Origin of the sequence: Streptomyces sp. NPDC048288, from assembly GCF_043201555.1 — a bacterium.
Classification (GTDB): domain Bacteria; phylum Actinomycetota; class Actinomycetes; order Streptomycetales; family Streptomycetaceae; genus Streptomyces.
This window is the reverse complement of record NZ_JBICZD010000002.1, coordinates 777987-794574: the sequence shown is the minus strand read 5'-3', so window position 1 is coordinate 794574 and position 16588 is coordinate 777987. Positions and strand designations below refer to the sequence as shown.

Sequence of the window (16588 nt, the reverse complement as noted above, 5' to 3'; positions counted from 1 at the left end):
AGGGCCCTGTGCACAACTCGCTCTTCGGCCTCTGACCGCGCCTCGTCACGACTTGACCCCGACGGGCACCAGCTGTCAGTGCGGTGCGTCAGACTGGTCCCCGGTGTTCTTCCCCTCCCAGGGGCCGACGACACCGGGACAGACGACGAAGACGCAGCAGGGCGAGAAGCCCCGGCAACAGCAGGAGGCGGGCTTACGGTGAAGATCCGGGTGGAACGCGACGTACTCGCGGAGGCAGTGGCCTGGGCGGCACGCAGCCTCCCGGCCCGTCCGCCGGCGCCGGTCCTCGCCGGCCTGCTCCTGAAGGCCGAGGACGGCCAGCTGAGCCTGTCGAGCTTCGACTACGAGGTCTCCGCGCGGGTCAGCGTCGAGACCGAGGTCGAGGAGGAGGGCACGGTCCTGGTCTCCGGCCGGCTGCTCGCCGACATCTGCCGGGCCCTGCCCAACCGGCCGGTGGAGATTTCCACAGACGGTGTACGGGCGACGGTGGTCTGTGGATCCTCCCGGTTCACGCTGCACACCCTGCCGGTGGAGGAGTACCCCTCCCTGCCGCAGATGCCGAACGCGACGGGCACGGTCCCCGGCGAGGTCTTCGCCTCCGCCGTCTCCCAGGTCGCCATCGCCGCCGGCCGTGACGACACCCTGCCGGTCCTCACCGGTGTGCGGATCGAGATCGAGGGCGACACGGTCACCCTGGCCTCCACCGACCGCTACCGCTTCGCGGTCCGCGAGTTCCTGTGGAAGCCGGAGAACCCGGAGGCCTCCGCGGTCGCCCTGGTGCCCGCCAAGACGCTCCTGGACACCGCCAAGGCGCTCACGAGCGGCGACAGCGTCATCCTGGCGCTCTCCGGCTCCGGCGCGGGCGAGGGGCTCATCGGTTTCGAGGGCGCGGGCCGTCGTACCACCACGCGGCTGCTCGAGGGCGACCTGCCGAAGTACCGGTCGCTGTTCCCGACCGAGTTCAACTCCGTGGCCGTGATCGAGACCGCCCCCTTCGTGGAGGCCGTCAAGCGTGTCGCCCTGGTCGCCGAGCGGAACACCCCGGTGCGGCTCAGCTTCGAGCAGGGCGTGCTGATCCTGGAGGCCGGTTCCAGCGACGACGCACAGGCTGTGGAGCGGGTCGACGCGCAGCTGGAGGGCGACGACGTCTCCATCGCCTTCAACCCGACCTTCCTGCTCGACGGCCTGAGCGCGATCGACTCGCCGGTGGCCCAGCTGTCGTTCACGACGTCCACGAAGCCGGCGCTGCTGAGCGGAAAGCCCGCGCTCGACGCGGAGTCGGACGAGGCCTACAAGTACCTGATCATGCCGGTGCGCCTCAGCGGCTGAGTTGTCCACAGCTGTGCACGGTGCCGGGCTCCCCCTGTGGGTACCCGGCACCCTCGCGGGGTGGGTTTCCCCAGGTGAGCGCCTATGCCCACAACTGTGCGCAAAGGCCCGGGATTAGGCTCGGACGTGGGTACGAAAGTGCCCCTCCTGCCACACCGCTACCTAAGGAACCAACTGATGGATCTCGGTCTCGTCGGCCTCGGCAAGATGGGCGGCAACATGCGCGAGCGGATCCGCCGCGCGGGCCACACCGTCGTCGGATACGACCGCAACCCGGACCTCGCCGATGTCCACAGCCTGGAAGAGCTTGTGGGCAAGCTCAGCGCCCCGCGCGTGGTGTGGGTGATGGTCCCGGCCGGGGCGCCGACCCAGTCCACGATCGACGAGCTGGCCGAACTGCTCGAACCCGGTGACGTGGTCGTCGACGGCGGCAACTCCCGCTGGACGGACGACGAGCGGCACGCCGAGGAACTGGCGGCCAAGGGGATCGGCTTCGTCGACTGCGGGGTCTCCGGCGGCGTCTGGGGCCTGGAGAACGGCTACGCGCTGATGTACGGCGGTGACACCGCGCACGTCGAGCAGGTGCGGCCGGTCTTCGACGCGCTGAAGCCCGAGGGCGAGTTCGGTTCGGTGCACGCCGGCAAGGTCGGCGCGGGCCACTTCGCGAAGATGGTCCACAACGGCATCGAGTACGCGATGATGCAGGCCTACGCCGAGGGCTGGGAGCTCCTGGAGAAGGTCGACTCCGTCACGGACGTGCGCGAGGTCTTCCGCTCCTGGCAGGAGGGCACGGTCATCCGTTCCTGGCTGCTGGACCTCGCGGTGAACGCCCTCGCCGAGGACGAGCACCTGGACAGGCTGAAGGGGTTCGCGCAGGACTCCGGCGAGGGCCGGTGGACCGTGGAGGCCGCCATAGACAACGCGGTGCCGCTGCCCGCGATCACCGCCTCGCTGTTCGCGAGGTTCGCCTCCCGGCAGGAGGACTCGCCGCAGATGAAGATGATCGCCGCGCTGCGCAACCAGTTCGGCGGTCACGCCGTAGAGACCAAGCAGTAGACCGAGCAGTAGCAGCCAACGGGGAGGTCGGCGCACCACCATGCACGTCACGCATCTGTCGCTGGCCGACTTCCGCTCCTACGCCCGGGTCGAGGTCCCGCTCGACCCGGGCGTCACCGCCTTCGTCGGCCCCAACGGCCAGGGCAAGACCAACCTCGTCGAGGCCGTCGGCTATCTCGCCACCCTCGGCAGCCACCGTGTCTCCTCCGACGCCCCGCTGGTCCGCATGGGCGCCGACCGCGCGATCATCCGCGCCCAGGTCCGGCAGGGCGAGCGGCAGCAGCTGGTCGAGCTGGAGCTCAACCCCGGCAAGGCCAACCGGGCCCGCATCAACAGGTCCTCGCAGGTCAGGCCCCGGGACGTGCTGGGCATCGTACGGACCGTGCTGTTCGCGCCCGAGGACCTCGCGCTGGTGAAGGGCGACCCGGGCGAACGGCGGCGCTTCCTCGACGAGCTGATCACCGCGCGGTCGCCGCGGATGGCGGGCGTGCGGTCCGACTACGAGCGGGTGCTGAAGCAGCGCAACACCCTGCTGAAGACCGCGGCCCTCGCGCGGCGGCACGGCGGCCGGACCATGGACCTGTCCACGCTCGACGTGTGGGACCAGCACCTCGCGCGGGTCGGCGCCGAGCTGCTCGCGCAGCGGCTCGACCTGGTCGCCGCGATCCAGCCCCTCGCCGACAAGGCGTACGAGCAGCTGGCGCCGGGCGGCGGTCCGATCGCGCTGGAGTACAAGCCGTCCGCGCCCGGCGAGGCCCACACCCGTGAGGACCTGTACGCCCAGCTGACGGCGGCCCTGGCGGACGCCCGCAAGAAGGAGATCGAGCGGGGGGTGACCCTGGTCGGCCCGCACCGCGACGACCTGGTGCTCAGGCTGGGGCAGCTGCCCGCCAAGGGGTACGCCTCGCACGGCGAGTCCTGGTCGTACGCGCTGGCGCTGCGGCTGGCCTCGTACGACCTGCTGCGCGCCGAGGGCAACGAGCCTGTGCTGGTGCTCGACGACGTGTTCGCCGAGCTGGACGCCCGGCGCCGGGAGCGGCTGGCGGAGCTGGTCGCCCCGGGCGAGCAGGTGCTGGTCACCGCCGCGGTGGACGACGACGTACCGCACCTGCTCACCGGCACCCGGTACACGGTGGCCGACGGGACGGTGGAGCGCGCGTGAGCACCGACGGGTCGGCCCCCGAGAAGGAGCCTTCGGGCGTGGACCTCGCGCGCGTGGCGCTGCGCGCGGCGAAAGAGGCGGCACGCGCGCGGGGCGAGGCGGCGCAGCAGAAGAAGCAGGCGCGGCGCGGTGGCCTGCGCTCCGGCGCGCGCGCCGACGGCCGTGACCCCATGGCGCTCGGGTCCGCCATCAACCGGCTGATCACCGAACGCGGCTGGGAGACGCCGGCCGCGGTCGGCGGGGTGATGGGCCGCTGGCCGCAGATCGTCGGCGACGACCTGGCCAAGCACTGCGTGCCGCAGCGGTACGACGAGGACGAGCGGGTCCTCGTCGTGCAGTGCGACTCGACGGCCTGGGCGACCCAGCTGCGCCACCTCGCGCCCGCGCTGGTCGCGCGCCTGAACGAGGACCTGGGGCACGGCACCGTACGCCTGATCAAGGTGCTCAATCCGGGCGGTCCGGTCCGGCGCTACGGCCCGCTGCGCGCCCCCGGGAGCATCGGCCCCGGCGACACCTACGGGTGACTTACGTCACGCCATCAGCCGAGCTGGGAGCCGTCGTACGGCCCGCTCGGCTGATCGTCGTACAACCGCACGCGGATGCGAATCGCGACCTGACCCCGGAGTAGCCAAGGGTTGACAGCCGGAAGCGCTGAGTGCCGCCGTGAGCCTCTTTGAGCCCCCATCCGTATATCGGGAGTCGGCACAGGCGGGTTCAGGGCGGCACATGCGGACTCAGGTACCGGCAAACCCCCATCACTGTCGGCGCTACCGGTAGACTGGAAGCCAATCCCGCCCCAAACGTGGGGACCGTCCGGGAAAAGCTGAGCAACGCTGATCAAGGCTTACCAACGCAACATGCCGCAGCCGCTCCGGCAACCCGCCGACGAGCCCGGCTCGTGCTGTGCCAGAAAGGGCGCTTCGTGGCCGATTCCGGCAACCCCAACGAGAACATCCCGTCCACCGACGCCGGCGCGAACGGTGAGGTCACCGCCTCCTACGACGCCAGCGCGATCACCGTCCTCGAAGGGCTGGACGCGGTCCGCAAGCGACCCGGTATGTACATCGGCTCCACCGGCGAGCGCGGTCTGCACCACCTCGTGTACGAGGTCGTGGACAACTCAGTCGACGAGGCTCTGGCGGGCCACGCGGACACCATCGACGTGACGATCCTGGCCGACGGCGGCGTGCGCGTCGTGGACAACGGCCGTGGCATCCCGGTCGGCATCGTGGCGTCCGAGGGCAAGCCGGCCGTCGAGGTGGTGCTGACCGTGCTGCACGCGGGCGGCAAGTTCGGCGGCGGCGGCTACGCGGTCTCCGGTGGTCTGCACGGCGTCGGCGTCTCCGTCGTGAACGCCCTGTCGTCCCGGGTCTCGGTCGAGATCAGGACCGACGGCCACCGCTGGACGCAGGACTACAAGCTGGGCGTCCCGACGGCTCCGCTGGCGCAGCACGAGGAGACGGGCGAGACCGGCACCTCGGTCACGTTCTGGGCGGACCCGGACATCTTCGAGACCACCGAGTACTCCTTCGAGACGCTGTCGCGGCGTTTCCAGGAGATGGCGTTCCTCAACAAGGGCCTGACGATCCGGCTCACCGACGAGCGTGAGTCGGCGAAGGCCGTCGCCGGGGCGGACGAGGCCGGCGCGGACGAGAAGTCCGAGGTCAAGACGGTCACGTACCACTACGAGGGCGGCATCGTCGACTTCGTGAAGTACCTCAACTCCCGCAAGGGGGACGTGGTGCACCCGACCGTCATCGACCTGGAGGCGGAGGACAAGGACAAGAGCCTGTCCCTCGAGGTCGCCATGCAGTGGAACAGCGGCTACAGCGAGGGCGTGTACTCGTTCGCCAACATCATCCACACGCATGAGGGCGGTACGCACGAGGAGGGCTTCCGCGCGGCGCTCACCTCGCTGATCAACAAGTACGCGCGCGACAAGAAGCTGCTCCGCGAGAAGGACGACAACCTCACCGGTGACGACATCCGTGAGGGTCTGACCGCGATCATCTCGGTGAAGCTGAGCGAGCCGCAGTTCGAGGGCCAGACGAAGACCAAGCTGGGCAACACGGAGGCCAAGACCTTCGTGCAGAAGGCGGTCTACGAGCACCTCAACGACTGGCTGGACCGGTACCCGGTGGAGGCCGCGGACATCGTCCGCAAGGGCATCCAGGCGGCCACCGCGCGCGTGGCGGCCCGCAAGGCCCGTGACCTGACCCGCCGCAAGGGGCTGCTGGAGTCGGCTTCGCTGCCGGGCAAGCTGAGCGACTGCCAGTCGAACGACCCGACCAAGTGCGAGATCTTCATCGTCGAGGGTGACTCCGCCGGCGGTTCGGCCAAGTCCGGCCGCAACCCGCAGTACCAGGCGATCCTCCCGATCCGCGGCAAGATCCTCAATGTCGAGAAGGCGCGGATCGACAAGATCCTGCAGAACCAGGAGATCCAGGCGCTGATCTCCGCCTTCGGCACCGGTGTGCACGAGGACTTCGACATCTCGAAGCTCCGCTATCACAAGATCATCCTGATGGCGGACGCCGACGTCGACGGCCAGCACATCAACACCCTGCTGCTGACCTTCCTGTTCCGCTTCATGCGCGACCTGGTGGAGCAGGGGCACGTGTACCTGTCCCGTCCCCCGCTCTACAAGATCAAGTGGGGCCGGGACGAGGTCGAGTACGCGTACTCCGACCGCGAGCGCGACGCCCTGCTGGAGCTGGGGCGGCAGCGCGGCAAGCGCGTCAAGGAGGACTCGATCCAGCGCTTCAAGGGTCTCGGCGAGATGAACGCCGAGGAGCTGCGCGTGACCACCATGGACGTCGACCACCGGGTCCTCGGCCAGGTCACCCTCGACGACGCCGCGCAGGCCGACGACCTGTTCTCGGTCCTGATGGGCGAGGACGTCGAGGCCCGCCGCCAGTTCATCCAGCGCAACGCCAAGGACGTCCGCTTCCTCGACATCTGAGTCGGTCTCAGCTGACCGCACCAGGAAGGATCTTCACCAGCAATGGCCGACGAGAACACTCCCGTCACCCCCGAAGAGGGCGGCGACGTCGTGATGCGCATCGAGCCCGTCGGGCTCGAGACGGAGATGCAGCGCTCGTACCTCGACTACGCGATGTCCGTCATCGTCTCCCGCGCGCTGCCCGACGTCCGGGACGGTCTCAAGCCCGTCCACCGGCGCGTGCTGTACGCGATGTACGACGGCGGCTACCGCCCCGAGCGCGGCTTCTACAAGTGCGCCCGTGTCGTCGGCGACGTCATGGGCAACTACCACCCGCACGGCGACTCCTCCATCTACGACGCCCTGGTCCGCCTCGCCCAGCCCTGGTCGATGCGCATGCCGCTGGTCGACTCCAACGGCAACTTCGGCTCCCCGGGCAACGACCCGGCGGCCGCCATGCGCTACACCGAGTGCAAGATGGCGCCGCTGTCGATGGAGATGGTCCGCGACATCGACGAGGAGACCGTCGACTTCACGGACAACTACGACGGCCGCTCCCAGGAGCCGACCGTCCTGCCCGCCCGTTTCCCGAACCTGCTGATCAACGGCTCGGCCGGGATCGCGGTCGGCATGGCGACCAACATCCCGCCGCACAACCTGCGCGAGGTCGCGGCCGGCGCCCAGTGGTACCTGGAGAACCCGGAGGCCTCGCACGAGGACCTGCTGGACGCGCTGATCGAGCGCATCAAGGGCCCCGACTTCCCGACCGGCGCGCTGGTCGTCGGCCGCAAGGGCATCGAGGAGGCCTACCGCACGGGCCGCGGCTCGATCACCATGCGCGCGGTCGTCGAGGTCGAGGAGATCCAGAACCGCCAGTGCCTGGTGGTCACGGAGCTGCCCTACCAGGTCAACCCGGACAACCTCGCGCAGAAGATCGCCGACCTGGTGAAGGACGGCAAGGTCGGCGGCATCGCGGACGTCCGTGACGAGACCTCGTCGCGTACCGGCCAGCGGCTCGTCATCGTGCTGAAGCGGGACGCGGTCGCCAAGGTCGTCCTCAACAACCTCTACAAGCACACCGACCTGCAGACCAACTTCGGCGCCAACATGCTGGCGCTGGTCGACGGCGTGCCGCGCACGCTCTCCCTGGACGCGTTCATCCGGCACTGGGTGACGCACCAGATCGAGGTCATCGTCCGCCGTACGAAGTTCCGGCTGCGCAAGGCCGAGGAGCGGGCGCACATCCTGCGCGGTCTGCTCAAGGCGCTGGACGCGATCGACGAGGTCATCGCGCTGATCCGGGCCAGCGACACGGTCGAGATCGCGCGTACCGGGTTGATGGAGCTCCTGGAGATCGACGAGATCCAGGCCAACGCCATCCTCGAGATGCAGCTGCGCCGGCTGGCCGCCCTGGAGCGCCAGAAGATCATCCAGGAGCACGACGAGCTCCAGGCGAAGATCACCGAGTACAACGAGATCCTGGCCTCGCCGGTCCGCCAGCGCGGGATCGTCAGCGCCGAGCTGGCCGCGATCGTGGAGAAGTTCGGCGACGACCGCAAGACCATGCTGGTGCCCTACGACGGTGACATGTCCATCGAGGACCTGATCGCCGAGGAGGACATCGTCGTCACGGTCTCGCGCGGCGGTTACGTCAAGCGGACCAAGACGGTCGACTACCGGGCGCAGAAGCGCGGCGGCAAGGGCGTGCGCGGTACGAAGCTGAAGGAAGACGACATCGTCGACCACTTCTTCGTCTCCACCACGCACCACTGGCTGCTGTTCTTCACCAACAAGGGCCGGGTGTACCGGGCCAAGGCGTACGAGCTGCCGGACGCCGGCCGGGACGCGCGCGGTCAGCACGTGGCCAACCTGCTGGCCTTCCAGCCGGACGAGGCGATCGCCGAGATCCTCGCGATCCGGGACTACGACGCGGCGTCCTACCTGGTGCTGGCCACCAAGGGCGGTCTGGTCAAGAAGACGCCTCTGAAGGATTACGATTCGCCCCGCACCGGCGGTGTGATCGCGATCAACCTGCGTGAGCGCGAGGACGGTTCCGACGACGAACTGATCGGCGCCGAACTGGTCTCGGCGGACGACGATCTCCTTCTGATCAGCAAGAAGGCACAGTCGATCAGGTTCACCGCCTCCGACGACTCGCTGCGCCCCATGGGCCGGGCCACCTCCGGTGTCAAGGGCATGAGTTTCCGCGAGGGCGATGAACTTCTGTCGATGAATGTTGTTCGACCCGGTACGTTCGTGTTCACTGCCACCGACGGGGGGTACGCGAAGCGGACCCGTGTCGACGAGTACCGCGTCCAGGGCCGCGGCGGCCTCGGCATCAAGGCCGCCAAGATCGTGGAGGACCGTGGTTCGCTCGTCGGTGCGCTGATTGTCGAGGAGAACGACGAGATCCTCGCCATCAGCCTGTCCGGCGGTGTGATTCGCACGCGAGTCAGCGAGGTCAGGGAGACGGGCCGTGACACCATGGGCGTCCAACTGATCAACCTGGGCAAGCGCGATGCCGTCGTCGGTATCGCACGTAACGCCGAGGCCGGCAGCGAGGCGGAGGAAGTCGACGGTGACGACACCGTGGACGAGACCGCCGAGACCGCCGAGGGTCTCGAGACCAGCGGTACGGACGAGGGTGAGGCGCCCTCGGCCGAGTAGCACGAGGAGAGAGTCATCGTGAGCGGAGCCACGGGCGCCGGGTCGGCGGGTACCTCGACGGGTACGGATGCGGACGGCGGCGCCCGTGGCTCCGCCGCGTCCGACGGGGGCGGTACGCCGCAGCCGCCGGACACGCACACGACCCAGCTGAAGGCGATCAAGGCGCCCACGAAGGCGCCCGCGCCGGACGCGCAGGGATCCCAGGGGGGAACCGTGACCGACACCCGAGGCCCGGCCGCGCCGGGCGCCCAGCCGGCGCCCGGCCAGCAGGCCCCTTCCCCGCTGCCCGGGGAGCGGCACCAGGAGCAGCCCGCCGGGCCCTACCACCCGCCGCAGGCCTACCCGGCGGCGCAGACCGCGGCGCAGGCGCCCACGGGGGCCGTACGACGCCCGCGCACCGGTGCCGGGCAGCGCACCGCCCCCCGCACCCGCAAGGCCCGCCTGCGGGTCGCCAAGGCCGACCCCTGGTCGGTGATGAAGGTCAGCTTCCTGCTCTCCATCGCGCTCGGCATCTGCTCGATCGTGGCGTCGGCGGTGCTGTGGATGGTCCTGGACGCGATGGGCGTCTTCTCGACGGTCGGCGGCACGATCTCGGAGGCGACCGGTTCGAACGAGTCGAACGGCTTCGACCTCCAGTCGTTCCTTTCCCTCCCGCACGTCCTGACGTTCACGGCGATCATCGCGGTCATCGACGTCGTCCTCGCGACGGCGCTGGCGACCCTCGGCGCGTTCATCTACAACCTCTCCGCGGGCTTCGTCGGCGGCATCGAGCTGACCTTGGCCGAGGACGAGTAACCGGAGTTCAAACCTCTCCTGAAGGTCCCCCGACAACCGATTTTGGGACTGCCCCGGTCGTGCGCTAATCTTCAGGGGTCAGCGCGCGGGACACACACCGCAGAGCGCGGCGGGGCTATAGCTCAGTTGGTTAGAGCGCATCCCTGATAAGGATGAGGCCACAGGTTCAAATCCTGTTAGCCCCACAGTGGCATAGTGCCAGGTCAGACGGCCGGTAGATCATCGCGATCTACCGGCCGTCTACATTTGCGGATCTTGGTACCCCAGTACTACCCCGTAACTTGTGCCAGACCCCGCCCCCTTGCAAGAACCTGCTGCTGCCAAACGGGACGAACGGCCTCTACTGTGGACAGCAGCGCGCCCCCTGCCGACTCAAGCGACAGGGGGCGCTGCTGTCCGGACGGGACCTCCCGAGTACCCGGCCGGAGTTCGGGCGGCAGAGGCTCAGCCCCAGCCGGGATCCAGGAGAGTGGCTGCAGCCGTGGTCTCGCCGGCGGCCGTCGACGTGCTCTGGGAGTCCGGCGTCGCGGCCTGGGCGGCAGCGGCCGGGGCGAGCGTGGCCAGCGCGACCAACAGAATCGCGGCGGCTACCCGCTGTGCCGTGCTCCTCATCTGCGGCTCCTCGCGTAGGGATGTGACGCGTGTCATCCGGCCCGTAACCAACCGGGCGGTCGCTTTAGGCTGGCACGCGTCTGGGGGAGAACCAAGGAGAAGGGCGTGCATATATCTGCGCGCGCGAGATCCTGCACGACCATCGGGGGGCGTAAGTGAGCGAAATGGGCACCGGCCAAGGCGACCAGCCGGCACTCCTCCCCGACGACATCGCGGCCTACGAACTCGTCGCCCACGGCGGCGACCCCGGCGGCCTCCCCGTGGAGCGGCTGCTCGACGGCGAGTTCATCGCCCCCGACCCTCAACATCCTGGCCGCTACCTGCCGCTGGACCCCCGCGTCGCGGCGCAGCGCATCGTCGCCCGAGAGCGGGCCGCCCTCTCCCAGGCCGCCACCCGCCTGGCCGAGCTCCCCGACCTCACCGACCAGCTCGCCGCCCACTTCGACCCCCACCGCTACTACGGTGGCCCGGGGAGCGAGTTCCTCGCCGACAAGGCCGCCATGAACACTCGGATCGGGCAGGTCGTCGGCGAGGCATCCAGCGAGCTCTACACGGCCCAGCCCGGCCAGCCGGAGACCCGCGACCCCGCCGTCGTCCGTCTCGGCATCCAGCGGAGCCAGACCGTCCTCGCCCGCGGGGTCCAGATGCGCACCCTCTACCCCGCAGGTGCGGACGCCCACGCGCCCACCCGGGACTACGTCGAGCAGATCACCGCAGCGGGCGCCGGAGTCCGTCTCCTCTCCGGCCCGTTCCCGCGCCTGGTGCTCGTCGACGGTCGGCACCTCTTCATCGACAACCACGTCATCGACGGCGAGGGGGACGCCGGCTGGCACGTGTTCGACCGCAGCGCCGTCATGTGGGCGCGCGAGGTCTTCCTCATGCTCTGGAACCGAGCCAGATGCTGGCAGGACGCGGCCCCGACGACCGTCACGACGGGCCGTCAGCGGCGGATCCTGCACGAGCTGACGGCCGGCCACTCGCAGCAGCAGGTCGGCCCCCGAGTGGGCCTCAGCGACCGAGTGGTGGCTAAGGAGTTGGCCGCGGTTCGGGAGGCTCTCGGGATGGAGACGCTGTATCAGGTGATGGCCTGGTGGGGTGCCTCCCGCGAGTCTGACCTGCCCTAAGGACCACGTTCGTGTGCACGCCATCTACAGGTGGTGTAGACGGCTGGTGACGGTGGGTAGAGTGCCCGCAGGGGAGGCGGACCTGCCGGTTCCGTCTGACACACAGCCCCATGGCAAGCCCGGTCGGGTACTCGGGAGGTGCTCGGCCGGAAGGGTGGTTCCCCCTGTCCTTGAGTGACGGGGGGAACCACTGCAGAAGAGACGAAACCGCCCCGCCCTCCATTACGGAGGACGGGGCGGCCGCGCTCAGCCTTTCGGCGAGCACTTGCGGAGCCAGCGGACACACATCACACCGCTCCACCACCGAGGCCGCTCCCGTCGGGGTGGGAGACGGCCGCCGGTCCTGCTGCCGGTACTTCAGCGGCAGCAGGGGCCTAGCCGTACTTCAGCGCGAGGTCGTGCAGCGCTCCTGCATCCGGGCAAGGGGCACGGTCCAGGCACCGCGCGCACGACGTGACGTGCCGCCGGTAGGCCTGCGTGGCCTGCTTGCCGACACAGGAACCACAGCCTTTGGGCAGCCAGCGCACCAGCTCGCCATCGGCCACGAGCAGCCGCGGCCCCAGATCGACCTCACCCTTGGTGAGCGGCGTCCGGCCACACCAGGCGCACGCGCTGCCGCTGAGGCGACGCTTCCCGGGGCGCCGCCCAGGCATGGGCAACAGCTCGCCCGCGCGGACGAAGCCAGGGTTCACGGCTTGCCAGGCGCGGCGCTCTCCTGGGGGCGGGCTCCCTGCTGGCCGTTGAGGTTCTCGTAGTGGTCGCACAGGGCCGTCACGGACCGGGCGAGTTTCATCGACACGGTCATCTGGCCGGGGCTGTTGTAGCCGGGGATCAGGCCGAGCCGCATGCGGGCTTCCCTGACACCTGCCAGCGCGCACGCGCTGGGGAAGTCGCCGTCCGGGAATGTGCGGGTCATCGCCTCGATGGTGGGGATGAGTTCCTCGATCTGCCCGCGCAGCGCCACCCGCAGCGTGTCGACCTCGCCGTTGGGGATTGGGCGGGCGTCGGGGGCGAGGAACCGGTGCGCGGTCTTGCGCATCGTCTGGATGTCCGGCGGCAGCCGGTCGGTGTCTGCCGTGTCGGGGCTGGGAGCTGTACCGTGCGGCATGTCGACTCCTCGTAGTCGGCCATGCCCCGGGAGGTGACCGCCTCGCCGGGGTTTTGTCGTACCTCCCGACGCTAAGAGGGTGATGTGCAGCACAGCCAGGGATGTGCAGATCTTTGCAGGAAGACCCACCTGTCGGTGGTCCTTACGGGTCGGCGGTCTTGACCTGATGAGCCTGCTGCATGAACCTGACGCAAAGAACTGCACATCTAGCGGCTGGAGTTGGCCATGACGCTACGGTTCATCGGGATCGACCCCGACACGAAGACGGCGGACAGCCCGACCGTCTGGGTCGACCAGGAGAACAAGGAACTCGTCTTCCAGGGCTGGAAGCCCGGCCCCAAGCTTGAGGCGGAGTGCGCGGCGTTCCAGGTACCAGGGCACGCGGTCGGGATCCCGGAAGGCGAGGGAGTGATCCGGATCCCCGCCAGGATGGTGCACATGATCAGGGAGGCGTGCGATGTCGTCGAGCGAACCGACGATCGCTGACCTCATGTCCCAGTGCACGCGCTCGGCCGTGCACCTGGAGATGCGGGACCAGTACGGCGTCGCTGCGGAAGCTGAAGACTTCCAGGCCTGGCTGGAGACCGGCCAGCTCGACGTCGACCCAGCCTCCCCAGATTGGGCTCCCTGGGTCGCCCTCGTCTCACAGGCGCGTGCCCGCGGCATCACCGTGCGCCGGGCCCGCATCGTGTCCGAACCCGTCTCCGACTACATCCGCTACGAGCACGCCTCCACCAACGTCAACCTTCAGGCGGGTGAGGACGTGCGGTGGCTGCCCCGCCGGCGCGCCTCGGACATCGCCCTGCCCGGCAACGACTTCTGGCTCTTCGACGACACCGTGATCCGCTGGGGCTACTTCTCCGGCAACGGCGCCATGATCGGCCACGAGATCTCCGATGAGCCCAGCGCCGCGAAGCTCTGCTCGGAGGCCTTCAACACCGTCTGGTCCCGCGCCACCCCACACGTCCAGTACGACATCCACTGACCAGGAAGCACCAGCAGCCAGCTCATGCCCGCCTCGCCGTCCTCCTCCGCCCAGGCCGCCCGTGAAGCCGTCGCACATCGGCTACGCGACCTCCGCAAGGAAGCTGGCCTGACGGTCGTGCAACTGGCTGCTGAGTGCGGCTGGCACTACTCCAAGACCTCCCGCATCGAGAACGCTCTCACCGGCCCCTCCGCCAACGACATCCGCAGCTGGTGCTCGGCCACGAACGCCACACCCCTCGCACAAGAACTCGTCGTCCAGTCCATCACCGCCGAGTCGATGTACAGGCAGTGGCGAGACCAGGTCCGGGCCGGCCTGCGACACCTCCAGGAGAGCCGCACAGTGGCCTTCCAGGAGACGGAGTGCCACCGGATGTACTCGGCCGGCCTCGTGCCCGGCCTGCTCCAGACCGAGGGCTACGTACAGGCCGTCCTCGGGATCGCCGCCAACGTCCACGGCCTGCCTCCAGAAGACATCGCCGAGGCCGCGCGAGCCCGAGTAGAGCGCTCCCGCATCATCCACGAGCAGGGCCACAGCTTCGTCGTGGTCGTCGAAGAGTCCGTACTGCACTGCCAGGTCTCCGACGCGGACGCGATGGGCGCCCAGCTCGGCTACCTCCTCACGGCCGGCGCCCTGCCCGCGGTATCCCTCGGGATCGTCCCGATGACGGTCCGGCGGACCCACTGGCCTGAGGAGACCTTCCACATCTACGACGACCGTCGGGTCACGGTGGAGCTGGTCTCTGCGGAGGTGACGGTCACCCAGCCCGCCGAGGTCGAGCAGTACCTGACGACCTTCGAGCGGCTCCGCAGCATGGCGGTGTACGGCGCCGAGGCTCGCGCGCTGATCGTCAAGGCCATCGAGGCGCTGCACTGAATCTGGGCATGACGAAAGGCCCCCTCCCGCCCGCAGGCGGAAGGGGGCAACGATTCGTCATCGGGCGGTGGCCTGCCACAAGGTCACGACGAGCGCTCCAACGCCCGTCAGAGCGGCGATGCTTGGAAGAGGCCACTTGCTCCGCTCCATGGCGTCCATACGCTTCTCCAGGTCGGCGAGCTGCTTGTCCGTCTGGTCGCCGCGCTGGACCAGGAGCGCGAGCTGGCCGCGCTGCTCGGTGAACCCGACCTCCATCGTGCGCCGCAGTTCGGCCAGCTCCAACGCGATCGTTGTGCTCTCGGGAGGAGTCACTCGCGTGCCGCCGAGTCGGTGCGGAGCCAGCTCGGGAGCAGGGCCTGGACGCCGGGGACCGCCATCACCCGGGCGAAGCCGCCCGCGACGGCCAGGGCACCGGCCACCCAGGGCAGCGCCTCGGGGACGCCCGAGGCATCGACGACGGCCGGCAGCACGACGGCGATACCGATCGCGCTCTGGAGCACCGTCCGGACGGTGCGCTTCGTGGACTCCAACATGGTGATCAGACCTCCTTGGTGAACGGGACCTTGAGAGCGGCCCAGGACTTCGCGCCCGGCCAGCCGTCGGCCGAGGAGCCGGTGTAGCCGAGCCTCCGCTGCCACTTCGCGTAGGACTGCCGGTCGGCCTCGGTCCACTGCGGGCCCGGGCCGGAGGCGTACGCCGAGCAGCCGTTCGCGACCAGCCGCTTCCCCATCGCCGTGACGACCGGTGACTTCGGGTTCTTCCGGAACCAGCTGGCGCCGGGGAATGGCTGGTAAGTCGGGGTGGTGGGCGTCGTGGCGACCTTCGTCCCGAGGCGGGTGGCGACCCGGGTACGGAAGTCGGCCATCCCGAAGCCCTTGGGGTCGACCTTGGTGCTGGTCCACTCCTTGTGACCGATCACGGACCGCGCGCTCCAGCCGTGCGCCCGGCACAGCGCAGCGGACGCCCGGACCATGGCGTCCAGCTGGACGTCGGGCCAGGGGTCCTTGCCGTCGCCGAGGTTCTCGCACTCGAAGCCGTAGAAGTGGACGTTGCCGTCGGTGTCGTTCTCGTTCGGCGCCGGCAGAGTGGCGCGCTCCTCGATGACGGCCTGGAGGACATCGCCGTCGCCGCTGCCGGCATGGTTCGCGCGGCCGTTGCCGACGAGGTGGACCTTGCCGTCCTTGGTGATAACGCCGTGGCAGAGCGGCCCAGGCAGCGAGCTGTACCCGTCGTAGCAGATGGCGACGGTGGCGGCGCTGCCGGAGGTGACGGTGTGGTGGATGATCACGCCGTTCACCGGCCCCCAGGCGCCGTGTCCGGACCGGTTGTGGGTGCGCCAGTCGTCGTGCTCCACGACGGTGACGCCCTCGGCCTTCAGCGCGGCGACGAGCGCGTCGGCGGACAGCGGAGTAGCCATCACGCACACCCCTTTCGGGTCCACACCATGGGCACGCCCTCGATGCCGTCGAGGTCCTCGCGGTAGACGAGGGACGTTCGCCAGCCGATGACCGGGCCGTCGTTCAGGACCCGCGCGTTGATGGTCGTGGCCGACCAGACCGCGGTCACGACGGCCGGGGCCTCGGCGCTGCCGTTGTTCTCGGCCGGGTCCACGGGAACGATGACGACGTCGCCGAGCTGGGGCGCCGCCGCGGCTGCCGGGGCTCCCTCGAGGACCGCCGTGCTAGCGGCGAGGACCGCCCAGTTCTTCGCGGCCCACAGTTCGTCGAGGGCCTTGGTCACCTCCGGGCCAGTGAGCGTCACGGCCAGGCGGTGTGCCGCGTCGTGGAAGGTGCGGCTCACCTCCTGGAGCGCGGCTGGGAGGTGGTCGTACCGGAAGTTGCCGAGCATTCGCTCGACCGCAGGATCGACGGGCTGGGACATGCACGCCTCCAGGGCATGAGAAAGCCCCGGGCCGGACGGCTCGGGGCGCGGG

Annotated in this window: 17 protein-coding genes and 1 tRNA gene; 12 read left to right on the top strand and 6 right to left on the bottom strand. The window is 69.5% G+C overall.

Annotation, left to right across the window (positions count from 1 at the left end):
- The first annotated feature begins 198 nt into the window (after positions 1-198).
- The 8 genes from dnaN to ACGFZS_RS09960 all read left to right on the top strand — a co-directional run bounded on the left by dnaN (position 199) and on the right by ACGFZS_RS09960 (position 10135).
- Positions 199-1329 carry a DNA polymerase III subunit beta gene (gene dnaN / locus ACGFZS_RS09995; RefSeq protein WP_355712474.1) on the top strand — a complete coding sequence of 377 codons (1131 nt, stop codon included), beginning with the start codon at positions 199-201 and terminating at the stop codon, positions 1327-1329.
- Between the two features lie 177 nt (positions 1330-1506).
- Positions 1507-2385: a phosphogluconate dehydrogenase (NAD(+)-dependent, decarboxylating) gene (gnd, locus tag ACGFZS_RS09990; RefSeq protein WP_393794699.1), complete on the top strand. Its 879-nt coding sequence runs from the start codon at positions 1507-1509 to the stop codon at positions 2383-2385.
- Positions 2386-2425: 40 nt separating this feature from the next.
- Positions 2426-3547, top strand: coding sequence for a DNA replication/repair protein RecF (recF, locus tag ACGFZS_RS09985; RefSeq protein WP_393794698.1), 1122 nt, complete (start codon positions 2426-2428; stop codon positions 3545-3547).
- Positions 3544-4071, top strand: a complete 528-nt coding sequence (locus tag ACGFZS_RS09980) for a DUF721 domain-containing protein (protein WP_393794697.1) — start codon at positions 3544-3546, stop codon at positions 4069-4071. The genes recF and ACGFZS_RS09980 overlap by 4 nt, the downstream gene beginning before the upstream one ends.
- A 374-nt stretch (positions 4072-4445) precedes the next feature.
- Positions 4446-6509: a DNA topoisomerase (ATP-hydrolyzing) subunit B gene (gene gyrB / locus ACGFZS_RS09975; RefSeq protein ID WP_359211525.1), complete on the top strand. Its 2064-nt coding sequence runs from the start codon at positions 4446-4448 to the stop codon at positions 6507-6509.
- Between the two features lie 42 nt (positions 6510-6551).
- Positions 6552-9155, top strand: a complete 2604-nt coding sequence (gyrA, locus tag ACGFZS_RS09970; RefSeq protein WP_393794696.1) for a DNA gyrase subunit A — start codon at positions 6552-6554, stop codon at positions 9153-9155.
- A gap of 18 nt (positions 9156-9173) precedes the next feature.
- Complete coding sequence (locus ACGFZS_RS09965) at positions 9174-9950, top strand: DUF3566 domain-containing protein (protein WP_355712462.1); 777 nt, start codon at positions 9174-9176, stop codon at positions 9948-9950.
- A 111-nt stretch (positions 9951-10061) separates the two neighbouring features.
- Positions 10062-10135, top strand: a tRNA-Ile gene (locus tag ACGFZS_RS09960).
- A gap of 259 nt (positions 10136-10394) precedes the next feature.
- On the opposite strand, the gene ACGFZS_RS09955 is transcribed toward ACGFZS_RS09960, so the two are convergent.
- Positions 10395-10562, bottom strand: coding sequence for a hypothetical protein (locus ACGFZS_RS09955; protein ID WP_393794695.1), 168 nt, complete (start codon positions 10560-10562; stop codon positions 10395-10397).
- A 164-nt stretch (positions 10563-10726) separates the two neighbouring features.
- On the opposite strand from ACGFZS_RS09955, the gene ACGFZS_RS09950 reads away from it, so the two are divergent.
- Positions 10727-11686, top strand: coding sequence for a hypothetical protein (locus ACGFZS_RS09950; protein ID WP_393794694.1), 960 nt, complete (start codon positions 10727-10729; stop codon positions 11684-11686).
- A gap of 688 nt (positions 11687-12374) precedes the next feature.
- On the opposite strand, the gene ACGFZS_RS09945 is transcribed toward ACGFZS_RS09950, so the two are convergent.
- Positions 12375-12794: a DUF6415 family natural product biosynthesis protein gene (locus ACGFZS_RS09945; protein ID WP_393794693.1), complete on the bottom strand. Its 420-nt coding sequence runs from the start codon at positions 12792-12794 to the stop codon at positions 12375-12377.
- Between the two features lie 225 nt (positions 12795-13019).
- On the opposite strand from ACGFZS_RS09945, the gene ACGFZS_RS09940 reads away from it, so the two are divergent.
- From ACGFZS_RS09940 to ACGFZS_RS09930, 3 genes are read left to right on the top strand one after another with little or no spacing between them, the layout of a single operon-like run.
- Positions 13020-13280 (top strand): hypothetical protein, encoded by a 261-nt coding sequence (locus ACGFZS_RS09940; RefSeq protein WP_393794692.1) that lies wholly within the window; start codon positions 13020-13022, stop codon positions 13278-13280.
- A complete protein-coding gene (locus ACGFZS_RS09935) occupies positions 13252-13779 on the top strand; it encodes a DUF6879 family protein (protein ID WP_393794691.1) in 528 nt (175 codons plus the stop codon). Before ACGFZS_RS09940 ends, ACGFZS_RS09935 begins: the two co-directional genes overlap by 29 nt.
- A 24-nt stretch (positions 13780-13803) precedes the next feature.
- Positions 13804-14655, top strand: coding sequence for a helix-turn-helix domain-containing protein (locus tag ACGFZS_RS09930; protein ID WP_393794690.1), 852 nt, complete (start codon positions 13804-13806; stop codon positions 14653-14655).
- A gap of 57 nt (positions 14656-14712) precedes the next feature.
- Here the strand turns inward: ACGFZS_RS09930 and ACGFZS_RS09925 are convergent, their stop codons facing one another.
- The 4 genes from ACGFZS_RS09925 to ACGFZS_RS09910 are packed head-to-tail and all read right to left on the bottom strand — an operon-like array spanning position 14713 to position 16536.
- Entirely contained in the window at positions 14713-14910 is a 198-nt protein-coding gene (locus ACGFZS_RS09925) for a hypothetical protein (RefSeq protein ID WP_393794878.1), read from the bottom strand.
- 53 nt (positions 14911-14963) lie between these two features.
- On the bottom strand, positions 14964-15188 hold the full coding sequence (locus tag ACGFZS_RS09920) for a hypothetical protein (RefSeq protein ID WP_393794689.1): 225 nt from the start codon (positions 15186-15188) through the stop codon (positions 14964-14966).
- Positions 15189-15193: 5 nt separating this feature from the next.
- The gene (locus tag ACGFZS_RS09915) at positions 15194-16072 is read right to left on the bottom strand and encodes a peptidoglycan-binding protein (RefSeq protein ID WP_393794688.1); all 879 of its coding nucleotides are present in this window, start codon (positions 16070-16072) and stop codon (positions 15194-15196) included.
- On the bottom strand, positions 16072-16536 hold the full coding sequence (locus tag ACGFZS_RS09910; protein WP_393794687.1) for a hypothetical protein: 465 nt from the start codon (positions 16534-16536) through the stop codon (positions 16072-16074). Before ACGFZS_RS09910 ends, ACGFZS_RS09915 begins: the two co-directional genes overlap by 1 nt.
- Positions 16537-16588: the final 52 nt, after the last annotated feature.

What these genes read in the sequence shown, in the direction of transcription:
- gnd (WP_393794699.1), top strand. Translation starts at nt 1,507, where the DNA reads ATGGATCTCGGTCTCGTCGGCCTCGGCAAGATGGGCGGCAACATGCGC.
- recF (WP_393794698.1), top strand. Translation starts at nt 2,426, where the DNA reads ATGCACGTCACGCATCTGTCGCTGGCCGACTTCCGCTCCTACGCCCGG.
- gyrA (WP_393794696.1), top strand. Translation starts at nt 6,552, where the DNA reads ATGGCCGACGAGAACACTCCCGTCACCCCCGAAGAGGGCGGCGACGTC.
- ACGFZS_RS09955 (WP_393794695.1), bottom strand. Translation starts at nt 10,562, where the DNA reads ATGAGGAGCACGGCACAGCGGGTAGCCGCCGCGATTCTGTTGGTCGCG.
- ACGFZS_RS09950 (WP_393794694.1), top strand. Translation starts at nt 10,727, where the DNA reads ATGGGCACCGGCCAAGGCGACCAGCCGGCACTCCTCCCCGACGACATC.
- ACGFZS_RS09945 (WP_393794693.1), bottom strand. Translation starts at nt 12,794, where the DNA reads ATGCCGCACGGTACAGCTCCCAGCCCCGACACGGCAGACACCGACCGG.
- ACGFZS_RS09940 (WP_393794692.1), top strand. Translation starts at nt 13,020, where the DNA reads ATGACGCTACGGTTCATCGGGATCGACCCCGACACGAAGACGGCGGAC.
- ACGFZS_RS09935 (WP_393794691.1), top strand. Translation starts at nt 13,252, where the DNA reads ATGTCGTCGAGCGAACCGACGATCGCTGACCTCATGTCCCAGTGCACG.
- ACGFZS_RS09930 (WP_393794690.1), top strand. Translation starts at nt 13,804, where the DNA reads ATGCCCGCCTCGCCGTCCTCCTCCGCCCAGGCCGCCCGTGAAGCCGTC.
- ACGFZS_RS09925 (WP_393794878.1), bottom strand. Translation starts at nt 14,910, where the DNA reads ATGGAGGTCGGGTTCACCGAGCAGCGCGGCCAGCTCGCGCTCCTGGTC.
- ACGFZS_RS09920 (WP_393794689.1), bottom strand. Translation starts at nt 15,188, where the DNA reads ATGTTGGAGTCCACGAAGCGCACCGTCCGGACGGTGCTCCAGAGCGCG.
- ACGFZS_RS09915 (WP_393794688.1), bottom strand. Translation starts at nt 16,072, where the DNA reads ATGGCTACTCCGCTGTCCGCCGACGCGCTCGTCGCCGCGCTGAAGGCC.
- ACGFZS_RS09910 (WP_393794687.1), bottom strand. Translation starts at nt 16,536, where the DNA reads ATGTCCCAGCCCGTCGATCCTGCGGTCGAGCGAATGCTCGGCAACTTC.